The organism is Mesorhizobium montanum, assembly GCF_033977145.1.
GTDB lineage: Bacteria > Pseudomonadota > Alphaproteobacteria > Rhizobiales > Rhizobiaceae > Mesorhizobium > Mesorhizobium montanum.
This window is the reverse complement of sequence record NZ_JAVIJF010000004.1, coordinates 156,751-171,809: the sequence shown is the minus strand read 5'-3', so window position 1 is coordinate 171,809 and position 15,059 is coordinate 156,751. Positions and strand designations below refer to the sequence as shown.

General features: G+C 65.6%; 11 protein-coding genes. 3 read left to right on the top strand and 8 right to left on the bottom strand.

Annotation, left to right across the window (positions count from 1 at the left end; genetic code table 11):
- Positions 1 to 13: 13 nt before the first annotated feature.
- The 8 genes from RFM68_RS07095 to RFM68_RS07060 all read right to left on the bottom strand — a co-directional run bounded on the left by RFM68_RS07095 (position 14) and on the right by RFM68_RS07060 (position 9,470).
- Positions 14 to 1,447, bottom strand: coding sequence for a DUF5691 domain-containing protein (locus tag RFM68_RS07095; RefSeq protein ID WP_320231997.1), 1,434 nt, complete (start codon positions 1,445 to 1,447; stop codon positions 14 to 16).
- Complete coding sequence (locus RFM68_RS07090; RefSeq protein WP_320231996.1) at positions 1,444 to 2,832, bottom strand: SWIM zinc finger family protein; 1,389 nt, start codon at positions 2,830 to 2,832, stop codon at positions 1,444 to 1,446. Before RFM68_RS07090 ends, RFM68_RS07095 begins: the two co-directional genes overlap by 4 nt.
- A gap of 127 nt (positions 2,833 to 2,959) precedes the next feature.
- Positions 2,960 to 4,237, bottom strand: a complete 1,278-nt coding sequence (locus RFM68_RS07085; RefSeq protein WP_320231995.1) for an amylo-alpha-1,6-glucosidase — start codon at positions 4,235 to 4,237, stop codon at positions 2,960 to 2,962.
- Between the two features lie 16 nt (positions 4,238 to 4,253).
- Positions 4,254 to 5,294, bottom strand: a complete 1,041-nt coding sequence (locus RFM68_RS07080) for an ABC transporter ATP-binding protein (protein ID WP_320231994.1) — start codon at positions 5,292 to 5,294, stop codon at positions 4,254 to 4,256.
- Positions 5,295 to 5,315: 21 nt separating this feature from the next.
- Positions 5,316 to 6,161 (bottom strand): carbohydrate ABC transporter permease, encoded by an 846-nt coding sequence (locus tag RFM68_RS07075; RefSeq protein ID WP_320231993.1) that lies wholly within the window; start codon positions 6,159 to 6,161, stop codon positions 5,316 to 5,318.
- Positions 6,162 to 6,174: 13 nt separating this feature from the next.
- On the bottom strand, positions 6,175 to 7,020 hold the full coding sequence (locus tag RFM68_RS07070; protein WP_320231992.1) for a carbohydrate ABC transporter permease: 846 nt from the start codon (positions 7,018 to 7,020) through the stop codon (positions 6,175 to 6,177).
- Positions 7,021 to 7,118: 98 nt separating this feature from the next.
- On the bottom strand, positions 7,119 to 8,390 hold the full coding sequence (locus RFM68_RS07065) for an ABC transporter substrate-binding protein (RefSeq protein ID WP_320231991.1): 1,272 nt from the start codon (positions 8,388 to 8,390) through the stop codon (positions 7,119 to 7,121).
- Between the two features lie 36 nt (positions 8,391 to 8,426).
- On the bottom strand, positions 8,427 to 9,470 hold the full coding sequence (locus RFM68_RS07060; RefSeq protein WP_320231990.1) for a substrate-binding domain-containing protein: 1,044 nt from the start codon (positions 9,468 to 9,470) through the stop codon (positions 8,427 to 8,429).
- 137 nt (positions 9,471 to 9,607) lie between these two features.
- Between RFM68_RS07060 and RFM68_RS07055 the strand changes: the two genes are divergently transcribed.
- The 3 genes from RFM68_RS07055 to RFM68_RS07045 all read left to right on the top strand — a co-directional run bounded on the left by RFM68_RS07055 (position 9,608) and on the right by RFM68_RS07045 (position 15,044).
- Positions 9,608 to 9,985: an IclR family transcriptional regulator domain-containing protein gene (locus RFM68_RS07055; protein WP_320231989.1), complete on the top strand. Its 378-nt coding sequence runs from the start codon at positions 9,608 to 9,610 to the stop codon at positions 9,983 to 9,985.
- Positions 9,986 to 10,465: 480 nt separating this feature from the next.
- Positions 10,466 to 13,870 (top strand): acyl-[ACP]--phospholipid O-acyltransferase, encoded by a 3,405-nt coding sequence (locus RFM68_RS07050; RefSeq protein WP_320231988.1) that lies wholly within the window; start codon positions 10,466 to 10,468, stop codon positions 13,868 to 13,870.
- Between the two features lie 226 nt (positions 13,871 to 14,096).
- Positions 14,097 to 15,044, top strand: a complete 948-nt coding sequence (locus RFM68_RS07045) for a helix-turn-helix domain-containing protein (RefSeq protein ID WP_320231987.1) — start codon at positions 14,097 to 14,099, stop codon at positions 15,042 to 15,044.
- The last annotated feature ends 15 nt before the right edge of the window (positions 15,045 to 15,059 follow it).

Here is a 15,059-nt window from a genome sequence, read left to right as displayed (position 1 = left end):
TCTCCGGGGTTGATCATCTGTTGGATTGGGAGGGACTTTCGGTCATCGCAGCGTTGAGCCGCAGCAGGCCGAGCGATGGGGATGCAGGCGGCAGGCCGGCGGCCACGACCTCATCGATGAATTGTGCCGCCGCAGGCGCGGTGGCCAGGTAGCCGATCGTCTCGACGATGTCCTCGGCGGCCCTTCGCGGAGGATCCTCCTTTGCGGAGATGCCGTTGCGGAGGACGGCGAGGAAGCGCCCGTTCGAAAGATCGTCCCAGCCCAGCCAGCCGGCCTCGATGTCCTGCGCCTGGCCGAGCGCGGCAGGAAACTGCGCGTCCTTGACGATCTGGCGAATGAGGACGCGCTGGCGGCCGATATCGAGGCGCGGCGTCAGATGCAGCACCAAGAGCGCCGGCTTGCCGCCTGCGGCGATGAGCGTGTCGGCCATATGCGCGACTGCGGCGTCGCTGCCCGAGGCGGCGATCATGCGCGAGAGAAAGATGTCGGCATTGTTGTCCGTGCCGACCTGCCAACCGGTGATGAAGTCGGACTCCGTCACGCCGAACCGGGCAGCCAGATCGACCAGGTTGCAAAGCTCGAACAGCTCGGCGCGGCGCTGCTCCTGGGCATGCGATTTGGTTTTCGCCGGGCCGAAGGTGGTCCGGCGGCGGATGAAGCCGGCCTTACCTTCCTCGATGAAGCCGGCGAGCTCCGCCACGGGGGCGTCCGCGCCGCCTTCGCCGTGTTGGCCAAGCATCGCCAGCATGCGGCCAGCCAACTCACGGATTTTGGTGGAGCGATCGGCGGCAAGGCTTTTCAGGAACGGCGCGTCGTCCGGGCCGAGGCCGATGCGGACGAGTTCGACCAGCGACAGCCTGACGTCGGCCGATTCCGCCGGCGCCTTGGCCTCGATCAGCAGCCTCGCAACCGCCGGTTCGCTCCGGCGCATCCCAGCCAGCGCCACGCGCCGCGCGGCCGGGTAGAATTGAGCCCAGTTCTGCAAGGTGAGCTTCTCATGCGGCAGCCGTTCTTCTTCGGCGCTCGCCTGCCAGTCGATCCAGGGCGCATAGACGTCCGGGGCGGTCTGGTCGGACGCGGCAGGCATCCAGTCCATCGGATGCGTGACGAAGCCACGGCTGGCAACCAGCTTGATGACCTGCGCCTTGCGCCTGGCATCGGCGGCCTGCTTAAGCGCGGCCCGAAGCGGCGGCCGCAGCCGATCGGGAAGCATCGGCAGAACGAGCACCGGCAGGGGTGGACGGCGTTTCAAGCTTTTCGGCGCTGCCGGCCGAAGCGCGACATCCAGCGCCTGCGCGGCGATGGCCAACAGCCGCCGCTCCTGCTCGTCCGAGCTTGCAGCAGTCGCAACTTCCTTCCATTCGGCGGGGGCCAGCTCGAAAGCCGTCCCGCCCGAAATCCAGCCGTCGCGCAATCGTGCCAGTCCGGCCTGATCGAGCTCGTTCATGACAGGTCGAGCCTCCCCATGCTGCTCTGCGACGCCAGCAGCTCGAGCCTGGCGCCGTTCCAGAGTGCGGCCGTCGCCGCGAGATCGAGGCCGAGCAAGGTGTTGTTGACCGAACCGGCAACAGGCAAGGCGATGCCATGCCGATCGTTGGCCGCCTGCCACCAGGCGCCCTGCTTTTCGTCCAACGCGATCGCGCCGGCGGGCAGGATGACCGGGCAATCGGCCAGCCATGGCGCGCCGTCCTGGAAGGCGGCGTAAGCGGCCAGCGGATCGCCGGCCGCGTCCGCAGCGAAATCGGGCCAATTGCCCGGCTCAGTATCGCCCAGCCGTTCCGCGACCAGCGCCCGCAACGGATTGCGGGACGGATAGAACACGAGCCTAGCCTTGAAGCGATCGCCCGGCGCGAAGGCGCCGGACCGCCGTCCGGCCGAGGCGGGGGAGAAATCGAGCAGCACGGCAAATCGCGGAGCAGGACTTTTCAGATCGAGCAGCCAGGTCGCGTGGCTGACGAGGCCGTCGCGGCGCGTCTCGATCTTTTCTCCCAACACTTCCCATTCGCTCTCGACCTTGACGGCATCAGGACTGGCGAGGATCTGGTCGCGCGTCTCCGATGTCGAAACCAGGCGCTTCAGCTCGGCGTCATCGGGCGCGGCGCGCCAAGCCTTGGCGAGCAGCACCAGCTTGCCGAGCTCACGGATCGCGGCGTCCGGCCGCTCTTCGCCGCGCAACGCCATCAGCCGCGCCGGCAATTCGTCGATGCGCCCGGCCAGTGCGGTCGCCTTGAGGTCGACAAGCCGTGCCGCGATACGGCGACAGCGCTCGCTGCTGGCGTCGACAAAGCCGGCAAGGCCGAGGCGAAGTTGATCAGCGATCCACTGGTCGAGCTCATCGAGCGCCGCCGAGACCGCGCTGCGTGTGTCCTCGGCCCGCTTGCGCTGCGCAGCCTCGCGGCGTTCGGTGGCAGCGGCGTCCTCGGCCGGCGCACTTTCCGCCGGCCGCGACGCCTCGTCGATGCTTTTTCCTTCGGAGCTGACTGCCGCTTGCGTTGGAGATTGGCCGGGCTTGCGGCGCCGGCCGAGCCAGTCGTTGACCCAGTCGGGCGTCTGATCGACACGCGCGAAGCTGGCCGGCGCGGTGGCACCGATCCAGGCCAGCGCCAGGATGTGCTTGCAGGGAAATTTTCGCGAGGGACAGGTGCATTTATAGCCGTGATCGGAGGTGTCGAACGCGACCCGATACGGATTCGAGCCGGAACCCTGGCATTCGCCCCAGATCAGCGGCAATTGTTCATGCGCCTCAAGCCTGGGCCAGTTCGACCGCTTGGTCAGCTTGGCGGCGGCGCCAAGCGAGGCCTGATCGGGGGCCAAAGCCTCGATTGTTTTCAAATCCAGCTGCAAGCCGCGCGCCTCTCACCACCCCGAAGCATGACGTCGCGACGATTGATAGCCGTTTGCGGCGCGCTGGTGTAGCTCCAGCCACCGCAAAGTTTTACGCGCCCCGGCAAACGAGCGCTTACATTCCGCGCAAGAACTCGATGACCATTGCCGCCGTCCAGGTGAAGCGGCCGCCGCCGAGCGGTTCTCCGGTGAGCGGGTCGTAATATTCGGCGAAGCCGCTTTCGGTGATCAGATCGAGGCTGGAGCGGGTGATGAGCTGGGCAACCTTGGGGTGGCCGGCAGTGCGAAGGCCGTCGGCGATCATATAGTTGACCACCAGCCAGACCGGACCGCGCCAGTAGCGTTTGGCGTCGAAGCGCGGATCGTTGGGATCGTGCGAGGGAACGATGTGACGCGCTTTGCCTGCGAGGCGCTCGACGGTAGCGGCGATTGCGGCGACGCGCGCCTGCGGAATGGCGGCGAAGGCCGGCAGGATGCCGCCGACGGAGGCACTGTCGACGAGGCTGCCGGTCGTGCGGTCGAGGCAGAGGTATTGGCCATGCGCCTCGCTCCACAGGCGCTGCATCGAGGCAATGCCCTTTTCGGCGCGAGCCCGGTTGGCGGCGGCGATTTCCATTTCGCCGAGAGCCCCGGCGAGATCGGCAAGGTCGGCGGAGGCGCGGATCAGGATGGCGTTGAAGCCTGGATCCACGATCTGGAACGGCGAGGCGTCGTGCAGCCTGGCATTGTCCCAGCCCAGCCCGCGAAAATGCTGCACCAGCCAGAGATAGCGGTCGTATTGCGCCTCGGTCGGCCGATGCGCCGGATCGGCATGCAGGATGTCGCGACGAGTGTAGGGCTCGACGCCTTCGGTCGGCACGCGCTCGAAGGCTTCGTCCCAATCGATGGAATTGTCGCGGCCGGACTCCCAGGGATGGATGATCGCAACCAGCCCCTCGCTTTGGGGGTCGCGGTTCTCGTAGAACCAGCGGTGCCAGGCGTCGATCCTGGGTAGCAGCGCACGGGCCCGCTCGGTTGCCAATTTCCTGTCCTTGGCCCGATCGAACAGGCGGCGCACGGCGAAGCCGGCGACGGCCGGCTGGGTGATACCGGACGTCGCCGTCGGGCGGCCCGTCCGCCAGACCTCGGGCCCGGGAAAGTAGCCGTCGTTCCAGACATGGAAGACGATGTGCGGCACCATCCCGTCGGGCCATTGATGCGCGAACAAGGTCTCGATCTCGGTCCAGGCGCGCGCCTCGTCATAGTGGGCGAGACCAAGCGCCGTCAGGCAGGAATCCCAATTCCACTGGAACGGGTAGAGTCCCTTCGTCGGGATGGTGTAGTCGCCGTGGTCGTTTTCCTTCAGCACCTCGACGGCGCGGGCAATGATGTCTTTGGCGGCAGAGGCGGTCATGGCGGATCGAGGTCTTTCAGAGGGCATTGGTCGTTTCGGGATCGAACCAGCGGATGCGATCCGGCTTGGGTGCGAGCCGCAGGCGGTCGCCCACGGCAACGGTGGAGCCGGAGTCCAGCACGGCGCGAAACAGGCCGCCCTCGACATCGCAAGTGACCAGCGTGTGCGGTCCGAGCGGCTCGATGACGCGCACGGTGGCCTGCAATCCATTGTCGCCGGCATCGACGTCCTCGGGCCGGATGGCGAACTCTATTTTCTGCCTGTCCGACTTCGGGCCGGGTAGCGTCAGACCGGCGACGTTCCAGCTGCCATTCGCGGCTTTGGACGCGGGCAGGAAATTCATCGGTGGGTTGCCGATGAAGGAGCCAACGAAGCGAGCGGCCGGATTGCGGTAGACCTCGACCGGAGACGCCGCCTGGACGATGCGCCCTTGATGCATGACGGCGATGCGGTCAGCGAGACTCATCGCCTCGACCTGGTCATGGGTGACATAGATGGTCGTCGTCTTCGAGGCGGCGAGCACGCCCTTGAGCTCGGCCCGCATCTCCAGTCTGAGCAGCGCATCGAGGTTGGACAGCGGCTCGTCCATCAGGATGACGTCCGGCTCCATGGCGAGCGCGCGGGCGACGGCGACGCGCTGGCGCTGGCCGCCGGACAGTTGGCCCGAATAGCGCTTCAAAAGCTGCTCGATATGCATCAGCTCGGCGGTGCGGTTGACCCGGCGCTCGACGTCGGCCTGCGGCAGCTTCTTCATGCGCAGGCCGAAGGCGATGTTCTCGAATACGGTCAGATGCGGAAAGACGGCGTAGTTCTGGAACACCATGGCGATGCCGCGGTCGCGCGGCGGCAGATGGTCGACGCGGCGGCCGCCGATCCAGACCTCGCCCTGGCTTGGCGTCTCCAGTCCGGCGACGATCCTGAGCAGCGTGGTCTTGCCGCAGCCGGAGGCGCCGAGCAGCACCATGAACTCCTGGTCGGCGACCTTGAGGTCGACCTGATGCAGCGCGGTGAAGCCGCCGAAGCGCTTGGCCACTCCCTTGATGGCAATTTCAGCCATGAGCGTTCTCCGTCTCGCGCGTCATCGGTTGGCGATCCCCCACATGGCGAACAAATATTTGCGGACGGCGAAGATGAAGATCAGCGCCGGCACGACCAGCGCCGCGCCGCCGGCGAATTTGAGGTAGAGCGGCGACTCGCCAAGGCTCTGCAGCAGGAAAGCGGTCAGCGTGCGGTTCTCGATGGTGAGCACGGCGGCGGCGAACACCTCGTTCCAGGAGATGGTGAAAGCAAACACCGCCGAGGCTGCGATGCCCGGCAGCGCAAGCGGCAGGATCACCTTGCGAAAGGCCTGCCATCGGGTGCAGCCGAGCGTCCAGGCGGCCTCCTCGAGCTCGACCGGGATGCCGGAAAACAGTGAGAAGGTAATGAGCACCGCGAAGGGCAGCGCCAGCGTGGTGTGCACCAGCGCCAGGCCGACCGCGGTGTCGTCGAGGCCGGTGCGGATGAACATCACCGCCAGCGGCAGCGCCAACAACGGCAACGGGAAGGCCCTGGTCATCAGCACCAGGAAGCGGAACGTACCCTTGCCTGGGAAATCGAAGCGCGACAGCGCGTAGCCGGCCGGCGCGCCGAAGCCGATGGAAAGGATCATCGTCAGCGTAGCGACGAGCACCGAGTTCCACAGCGCCTTGGCGACGCCGGCGAAGTTGATAAAGAAGGCGAGGCTGCCGAGATCGAAGGACGGGAAGAAGCGCTTGGGAAAGCCGGTCACTTCTTGCGGCGACGACAGCGCGTTGACGATCAGCAGATAGATCGGCAGCAGCACCCAGACGCAAAGCAGGATGGTGGTGGCGACAAGCAGCCAGTCGCCGGCCTTGCGGGCGTCAGCCGTCGCGGCGACCGGCGCCTCGGCGACGGCGCTCATATGCGCGTCTCCTTCATATCCGTGCCTCCTTGGGCACGCGCAGCACTCTCAGGAAGAGCAGCGTGAAACCGATCGAGATGGCGAGGATGAGCAGCGCCGAGGCAGCGGCGACGTTTCGGTCCTGCAGCGTGAATTGCCAGTTGTAGGTCTCGCCCATCAGCACCGGCAGATTGGTGCCGCCAAGCGCCGCGACCACGGCGAAGACCTCGAAGGCCAGGATGACGCGCAAGATGATCGCCGTCTGCAGGCTGGGGCGGAGCAGCGGCAGGGTAATGCGTATGAAGCGCTTCCACGGGCCGGCGCCGAACACCTCCGCCGCCTCGTAATATTCCCTGGGGATCAGCCCCATGCCGGCGACGAGGATGACCATCATGATCGCCGTGGCGCGCCAGATCTCGGCCAGCACCACGGCGACGAAGATGGTGAGCTTGCTCTGGTAGCCGAGGAACATGATCGGCCGTTCGATGATGCCGAGGCCGGAAAGCAACGTGTTGAGGAAGCCGGACTGGTCGAAGATGGCGAGCCAGATCAGGCCGGCGGCAAGGTCTGAAATGCCGAGCGGAATGGCGAAGATGTAAAGCGCGGCGCTGCGCCCGGTCTCCAGCCGCGACACCACGCTCGCCATCAGCAACGCCATGGCGAGTTGGATCGGCACCACGATCGCGGCGAGCAGCAGCGTGTTGCGGACGGTGGCCGGAAACTTCCAGCTGCCGGCCATGGCGCGGAAATTGTCGAGCGTGAAGGCGCCGTCGCGGGTCACCGCCTCGAAGACGACCAGCACGAAGGGATAGAGGAAGAAGACGCACAGGAACAGCGTCGCCGGCATCAGCAGCAGATAGGGCAGAGCCTTGCCGTTCATGGTGTTGGTCCTTTGCGCGCCGCAGTCGAGGGTCGCGGTCCGGGCGCCCGGAGTGCAACAAACTCCGGGCACCCGCTCGGGAGGATCCTGTTGGCTACCTATTCAACTGGACAAGCCCCTTCTGATGGCTTGTCTGGCGCCCAGCACGGCGCCTTGGCCTTGTCGATAATAGCCTTGAGCGCGGCGGCCTGCTCTTCGAGCACGCCATGCACATCCTCGCCGCCAAGCACGATGCGCTCGAAGCTGTCGGTGTAGACCTGGTTGAACTTGCCGCCGAGATCGCCCAGGCCCATCGGCAGCAGCGCCGGCAGCGCATCGGGCGCGCCGGTCATGGTGGCGATCGCCGAGCCGAACGCCTTCACCGAGGCCGGCATGTCGTCGGGCAGCTTGACGTCGACGACGGGGAAGAAATTGGTCGCCTTCAGCGTCGCGATCTGCGTTTCCGGCTTCAGCATATAGGCGACCAGCGCCTTGGCCTTGTCGACGTCGGGCGAGGTCTTGGGGATGGCGACGCCGGCCACCACCGGCATGAAGCCACGCCCGGCGGGACCGGCCGGCGCCGGGAACGCCACGAAGTCGTCGGGCTTCTGGTTGAAGGCATCGGCGAGGCGCGCGACATGATCGAAGGCGACCCAGACTTCACCCGACAGCAGCGGCTCTTGCATGAAGGCGTAATTGGTCGAGTTCGGATTGGTGTACTGCCAAAGCTCCTTGAACTTGTTCCAAGCGGTCTCGGCCTCGGCCGAGCGGAACTTGGTGACCATTGAGCCGGTGTAGGACGGATAGAGGAAGCCCTCGAAGAAGCGGTGCTTCAGCCCCTTGGGACCGGCCGGAAAGCCGAATTTCGGCGAGCCGGTCTTTTCAGCGATATTCTTCGACCATTCGATCAGCTGGTCGTAGGTGATGGTGTTGAGATCGACGCCCCGCGGCAAATATTGCAGCGCCTGCTTGTTGGCCGCCATCAGATAGGTGGCCTGCATCCAGGGCATGTATTTCTGCTCGCCGGTGCCGAGCATGCCGAGCTTCTTGTAGGCCTCGTTGACCTTGACCCCGCCGACATCGACGGCGGAGAGATCGACAAGGTTGGCGCCGACGGTGGAGAAGTCGCCATGCAAGCCGCCGAGCAGGCCGATGGTGCCGGAGCCGGCCTGCAATTCGGCCTGCAGGCGGGTGAGCCACGGGCCGTCCTCGGCGACCTGATAGTCGACCTGGCCGTCGAAGCCTTTCAGCACCTCGTCGCGCATCTTCTGCGTCTCTTCGACCGGGCGCGCCTGCGTCGACCAGAACAGTACCTGCTGGGCCTGGGCGCCGCCAAGGGCAAACGACAGCGCCAGCGCCGCACCCGCCAGTTTCCTCAACACATTGGTCATGCTCTTCCTCCCTGGATGTGCGCCGTCACGCCGGCGTCAGCTTCTTGTGCGCGGTGCGGGCCCATGGCTCGCCCTCGACACCAAGGTCGGCCGGATCAGACGAGTCAGCGGCGCGGCCGGTTTCTCGGCAATGACGGTGAGCAGCAAGTCGGCGATCTCGCGCGCGCAGTGGCGGATCGAGGCGTCGAAAGTGGTGAGGCCGGGCGGCGCATAGGCCGAGGCAAGGACATTGTCGAAGCCGATGACGGAGAGGTCGCGCGGCACCGTGAGGCCGGCCCGCGCCGCCTCCTCCAAGACCGTCAGCGCCAGTTCGTCGAACAGGGCGATGACCGCGGTCGGCCGGTCGGAGCCCTGGAGCATGCGGTTGACGGCCTGGATGCGGGCGCCGCGATCGAAGCGCGGCGCGGTGGCCACATCGAGCCGCACCGAAGGATCGCCGCGACGGGCGATCGCGGCGGCGAGACCGTCCTGCCTGAGGTGTCTGAACGTCATCGGCTCGGAAATCGTCACCAGGCCGAAATGGCGGTGGCCGAGATCGTAGAGCATGTCGAAGGCTTCGCCGAAGGCATGGGCGCCATCGGTGTCGAGCCAGTTGTAGTCAAAATCGTTGTCGAGCAACCGGCCATGTGCAACAAACGGAAAGCTGCGCCGGCGCAGATAGGCCAGCCGCTCGTCGACCTCAGAGATGCGGGTGACGACGACGCCGTCGGCGCGCCCGGACTCAACGACATGGCGCAGTACGGCAAGCTCGGCCTGGTCTTGCGGGACGGTGGCGAGGATGAGGTCCGCGCCATGCGCCACCAACCCCTCACCGAGCCCGGTGACGAACTCGCCGAGGAAGGAATCGATCAGGTTGGGACCGCGGATCGGCAGCACCAGGCCGACGAAGCCGCTGCGTCCGGAAACCAGCGTACGCGCCGCGGTGTTGGGCACATAGCCGACCTGACGCGCCGCCTGGGCGACGCGCTCGCGCGTCTTCAGGGCGATCTGCTGATGGCCGGCGAGCGCCCGCGACACCGTCGTGATCGACAGGCCGAGATTCGCAGCAAGCTCCTTCAGCGTGGTGACGCGGACCGGCAATCGTTCCTCCCTGAACGCGATGTTGAAACGTTTGTAATCCCCCTTTTTGAAATTGCAAACGTTTTAAATTTTTGCGCAGGCGAGCCGTTGTAACGACAGTATTGTCCGCGAGGTCGAACGGGCCATCGCCACGGACGATGCCGGCCAAGTGCTGCCGCTGCATGGCACGGCGTCGGGCATCGCCTTCCTTGCCGCTTCACGCCTGGAAGCGGCCAGCGCCTATCTCGAAAAGCCGCTGCAGGCCCTTCACCTCCTTCACGATGACCCGGCCGGACGATCTGGTGAAAGCCGTCGCGCTTGCCGCTTCGCGCGGCTATTCGCGCAGCTCCCAGGGTTATGAGGAAGGCTTGCACAGCATCGGCACCGCGATCCTCGGCGCCGACGGCCAGCCGATCGGCACGCTGGCGGTGGCCTCGCCCGTCTCGCGTGTCGACGACGCGATTGCGGCCAGTCATGGCGAAGCGGCGGTCAGGGCGGCAAGGATGATCTCGGCGCGGCTGATCGGCGAGGCGTGAGGCATCTAGGACGATTCCTCGAACGCATCGAGGCGCCCTGCAGGGCAATCGCATAGGGCGGCGCAGGTCCCTACCTTTCATGCTTGCCTTTTTCGTTCCCATTAACCAAGCGCCGCATATCATGAACGGTGTTCATTTTCTTCTTGAACACCGTTCATGATGTGCTATGCTGCGCCCTTGAACAGCGTTCAAGACAATGTATCCGGCCTGAAACAGACCGGCGCCGAGCCACACTAACCCTGAAACGAAAGGATCATATCGATGGCCGCCGACAGCCATGCCCGCAAATATTCAAGCGCCTGCAAAGCCTGGAGACCGATCGCGGACGACAGATGCGGGGCGCCAAGAACAAGAAACAAATGGATTGGATTAAATCGCAGTAACGAAGTTTAACCGCTTCCCGGTAAACAAGGCTCAACCGCGCAAGTGTCCACTCAGTCCAATCGGACTGCCAGGCGGCCTTGCCCAATGGAAATTGCCATGAACACCCATCTGATGATGTCGCGGCGCTTCGCGCCTCTCTTCTGGACGCAATTCCTCTCGGCCTTCAATGACAATTTCCTGAAGAACACGCTGGTGTTCCTCATTCTCTTCACGCTGGCGAAGGATCAGGCCGCGTCGCTGGTGACGCTGGCCGGCGCTGTCTTCATGGCCCCGTTCCTGCTGCTTTCCGCGCTGGGCGGCGAGATCGCCGACCGCTTCGACAAGGCGCTGATCGCGCGCCGGCTGAAATTCACCGAGATAGCCGCGGCGGCCGTCTCTGTCGCCGGCATCGCGCTGTCGTCGATCCCGGTACTGATGACGGCACTCTTGATGTTCGGCGTCATATCGGCGCTGTTCGGGCCGATCAAATACGGCATCCTGCCGGATCATCTGGAGCGCAAGGAACTGCCCAAGGCCAACGCCTGGATCGAGTCGGCGACCTTCGCCGCCATCCTCGGCGGCACCATTGCCGGCGGCGTCGTCTCCGCCGATGGCATCGGCGTCGCGGTGTTCGGACCGATCATGATGGCGCTGGCCGTCGGCTGCTGGTTCGTCAGCCGCTACATCCCTTCCACCGGTTCGGCCGCCCCGGATCTTGTCATCGACAAGAACATCTTCCGTTCGACCTGGCGTCAGGTCGCCGACTTGCGCACCGACACACGCATCTGGCGCGCCGGCCTGATGACCTCGTGGTTCTGGCTGGTCGGCGCCATCGTGCTTTCGATCCTGCCGGCAATGATCAAGGATTCGCTTGGCGGCAACGAGATCGCGGTCACCGCCTATCTCGCGGTGTTCGCCGTCTCGATCGCCATCGGCTCGGCAATCGCGGCCTGGATGTCGCAAGGGCGCATGGTGCTGCTTCCGGCGCCGGTCGGCACCGTGCTGCTGGCAGTGTTCGGCCTGCACCTCGCCTGGACCATCTGGAGCATGCAGCCTTCGCCGAAGGCCGAGACGCTTGCGATGTTCTTCGCCGGGCCGAACACCATCCGCGTCGCCATCGACCTCGCCGGCATGGCGATTGCGGCGGCGTTCCTCGTGGTGCCGACCTTCGCCGCCGTGCAGGCCTGGTCGCCGGAGGCGCGCCGCGCTCGCGTCGTTGCCGCGGTCAGCATCGTCAATGCCGGCTTCATGACTGTGGGCGGCATTCTCGTCGCCGCGATCCAGGCTGCGGGCGTCTCCATCGCGGGCATCCTGTTCGGCCTCGTCGTCGCCAACGCGATTGCCGCCTGGCTGATGCTGAAATTCCTGCCGACCAATCCATTCCGCGACTTCGTCTCGATCCTGTTCCGCGCCTTCCTGCGCCTGGAAGTCGAGGGGCTGGACAATCTCAAGGCCGCCGGCAAGGCGCCGATCCTGGCGCTCAACCATGTCAGCTTCCTCGATGGCCCGCTGGCGCTGACGCTGACCGACGAGGAACCGGTCTTCGCCATCGACTACACGATCGCGCAGGCCTGGTGGATGAAGCCGTTCATGAAGCTCGCTCGCGCGCTGCCGCTCAATCCGGCCAAGCCGATGTCGACCCGCACGCTGATCAAGATCGTGCAGGGTGGCGATCCGCTGGTGATCTTCCCGGAGGGCCGCATCACCGTCACCGGCGGCCTGATGAAGGTCTATGACGGCGCCGCCATGGTCGCCGACAAGACCGGCTCGATGGTGGTGCCGGTGCGCATCGAGGGGCTGGAGAAGAGCTACTTCTCGCGCCTGACCTCGCAACATGTGCGCCGCCGCCTGTTCCCGAAGGTCAAGGTGACCATCCTGGAGCCGGTGAAGCTCGAGGTCCCGCAGGAGTTGAAGGGCCGCCAGCGCCGCGCCGCGGCGGGCTCCGCGCTCTACCAGGTGATGTCGGACCTCGTCTTCCGCACCCAGGACATCGACAAGACGGTGCTTCAGAAGATCATCGAGACCGCCAGCGAGCGCGGCATGAAGGAGCTCGCCGTTCAGGATCCGGTCACCGGTTCGCTGAGCTACGGCAAGCTGCTGACCGCCGCCGCGGTGCTCGGCGAGAAGTTCGAGCACCTCTATGCCGGACAACAGACGCTGGGTATCATGCTGCCCAACGCCAATGGCGCCTGCGCAGCACTTCTCGGCGTGATGTCGGCCGGCAAGGTGCCGGCGATGATCAACTTCACCGCCGGTGCCGCGAACATCCTGTCGGCCTGCAAGGCGGCCGAGGTGCGCACCGTGCTGACCTCCCGCGCCTTCGTCGAACAGGCAAAGCTCGGGCCGGTGGTCGAGGAGATCGGCCGTTCGGTCGACATCGTCTGGCTCGACGATCTGCGCGCCACGATCGGCCTCAAGGACAAGCTGCTCGGCCTGTTGCGCAAGGCGACGCCGCGGGTGGCGCGCAAGGCGGACGATCCGGCGGCGATCCTGTTCACCTCGGGCTCGGAAGGCACGCCCAAGGGCGTGGTGCTCACCCATCGCAACATCCTGGCCAATGCCGCCCAGGCCGCCTCGCGCATCGACTTCCACTCGGGCGACAAGGTGTTCAACGTGCTGCCGATCTTCCACTCGTTCGGCATGACGGCGGGCACGGTGCTGCCGCTGATCTCGGGCGTGCCGGTCTATTTCTACCCATCGCCGCTGCACTACCGCATCGTGCCGGAACTGATCTATGCCTCGAACGCGACGATCATCTTCGGCACCGATACGTTCCTCTCGGGTTACGCCCGCACCGCGCATCCTTACGACTTTCGCTCGGTGCGCTACTGCTTCGCCGGCGCCGAGCCGGTGAAGGCCGCAACGCGCACGACCTATATGGAGAAGTTCGGCCTGCGCATCCTGGAAGGCTATGGCGTGACCGAAACCGCCCCGGTGATCGCCATCAACACGCCGATGTACAACAAGTCGGGCAGCGTCGGCAAAATCATGCCCGGCATGGAGTATCGGCTGGAGCCGGTGCCCGGCGTCGACGAAGGCGGGCGGCTGTACGTGCGCGGCCCGAACGTCATGGCCGGCTATCTGCGCGCCGAAAATCCGGGCGTGATCGAGTCGCTGGCCGACGGTTGGCACGACACCGGCGACGTCGTCACCGTCGACGATGCGGGCTTCATCTCGATCCGCGGCCGTGCCAAGCGCTTTGCCAAGATCGCCGGCGAGATGATCTCGCTGGCGGCGGTCGAGGCGCTGGCCGGCGAATTGTGGAAAGGCTCGCTGTCGGCCGTCGCCACGCAGCCCGATGCGCGCAAGGGCGAGAAGCTGATCCTGATCACCGAGGCTTCCAATGCCACCCGCGCGGAGTTCCTCGCCTTCGCCAAGGCGAACGGCGCCATGGACCTGATGGTGCCGGCCGAAGTGCGCGTCGTGCCGAAAGTGCCGGTGCTCGGTTCCGGCAAGCTCGACTTCGCCGGCGTGACCAGGATGGTGCGCGGCGCGGAAGAGCTGAAGATCAAGGCCGCTTGAACTTTATCAATGAGCTGGCCGGTGCGAAACGCCGGCCTGTTCATTGCTCATCTCGGCCGTTGCGGCGGAGATGATTAGCATGTTAACTTCCTTTCCGGTTGCATCGGCACTGCCGTTGCGTCTCAATCCCGCGAAAGACGGGGCCCGCGAGAAGACGGAGCCAGCGAGAAGATGGGAATTCTGGTTTAGGCATGATCTTCCCGATCATGAACCGGAGGAGGAAACGATGCACGGCCACCATGTGAGCGTCGCCGACGGCGAAGCCTTCCTGTCCGCCTCGCGGATACTGTTCGGCCCGATCACCCAGCGCTTCTCGCGCGGCGAGGCGCCGTCGCTGCCGAAGCTGGTCTCGGTCAATCTCGGCGCCTGCCGCCTGTCCGAGATCAGGGCCAAGTCGCATCTGGTCGTCAGCGATCGCATGATCTGGCGCAGCTTCGATCCCGACGCGATCAAGATCCTGATGCAGCTCAAAGGCCGCAGCCGCTTCGAGCAGCAGCAGACGGCGATAGATCTCGGCCCGCGCGCGGCGATCATCTACGATCCGGTGCGCAGCTATTCGCTGCAGAACCTTTCCGATGTCGACCAGCTCATCCTGCAGGTGCCGCGCTCGACCTTCGGCGACGAGACGCTGGCGCGGCTTGCGGCGCCGGTGCCGCTGCCGGGCGAGGACGACAGCCTGACCCATATCGTGTCGGGCCTGATGCAGATGGCGATCGGCGAGGCGCACAAGCTCGACGAAGCCGGCTGCCGCCGCGTCGGCGAAAGCCTGATCCAGCTGGTCAACGGGCTGATCCAGGCCAAGCCGATGGCGCCGGAATTCCGCCGCTCGCCGCTGGAAGCGCTGCGCGAGCGCATCGTCGCCTATATCGACGCCAACCTGGCGCGCTCCAACCTCTCGGCCGAGGACATCGCCCGTCACATGGGCTGTTCGCGCCGCTATCTGCACCGCGCTTTCGAGGGCGAAGGCGCCACACTGGAGCGCTTCGTCTGGGACAGGCGGCTGGAGCGCAGCAAGGAGGAACTGCTTTCCCCCGCCCGCGCCTCAGCCTCGATCTCGGAAATCGCCTTTGCCTGCGGCTTCAATTCGAGCGCGCATTTTTCACGGGCGTTCAAGAGCAAGTATGACGTGGCGCCAAGGGAGTTGCGGGAAAAGGTGAAGTCGGTGGTGCATTGAGGGTGGAAGGCATCT

Bases quoted from the DNA above. Each gene is read 5' to 3' on its own strand.
- RFM68_RS07095 (WP_320231997.1), bottom strand. From the start codon at position 1,447: ATGAACGAGCTCGATCAGGCCGGACTGGCACGATTGCGCGACGGCTGG.
- RFM68_RS07070 (WP_320231992.1), bottom strand. From the start codon at position 7,020: ATGAACGGCAAGGCTCTGCCCTATCTGCTGCTGATGCCGGCGACGCTG.
- RFM68_RS07045 (WP_320231987.1), top strand. From the start codon at position 14,097: ATGCACGGCCACCATGTGAGCGTCGCCGACGGCGAAGCCTTCCTGTCC.
- RFM68_RS07075 (WP_320231993.1), bottom strand. From the start codon at position 6,161: ATGAGCGCCGTCGCCGAGGCGCCGGTCGCCGCGACGGCTGACGCCCGC.
- RFM68_RS07085 (WP_320231995.1), bottom strand. From the start codon at position 4,237: ATGACCGCCTCTGCCGCCAAAGACATCATTGCCCGCGCCGTCGAGGTG.
- RFM68_RS07065 (WP_320231991.1), bottom strand. From the start codon at position 8,390: ATGACCAATGTGTTGAGGAAACTGGCGGGTGCGGCGCTGGCGCTGTCG.
- RFM68_RS07055 (WP_320231989.1), top strand. From the start codon at position 9,608: ATGCCGGCCAAGTGCTGCCGCTGCATGGCACGGCGTCGGGCATCGCCT.
- RFM68_RS07050 (WP_320231988.1), top strand. From the start codon at position 10,466: ATGAACACCCATCTGATGATGTCGCGGCGCTTCGCGCCTCTCTTCTGG.
- RFM68_RS07080 (WP_320231994.1), bottom strand. From the start codon at position 5,294: ATGGCTGAAATTGCCATCAAGGGAGTGGCCAAGCGCTTCGGCGGCTTC.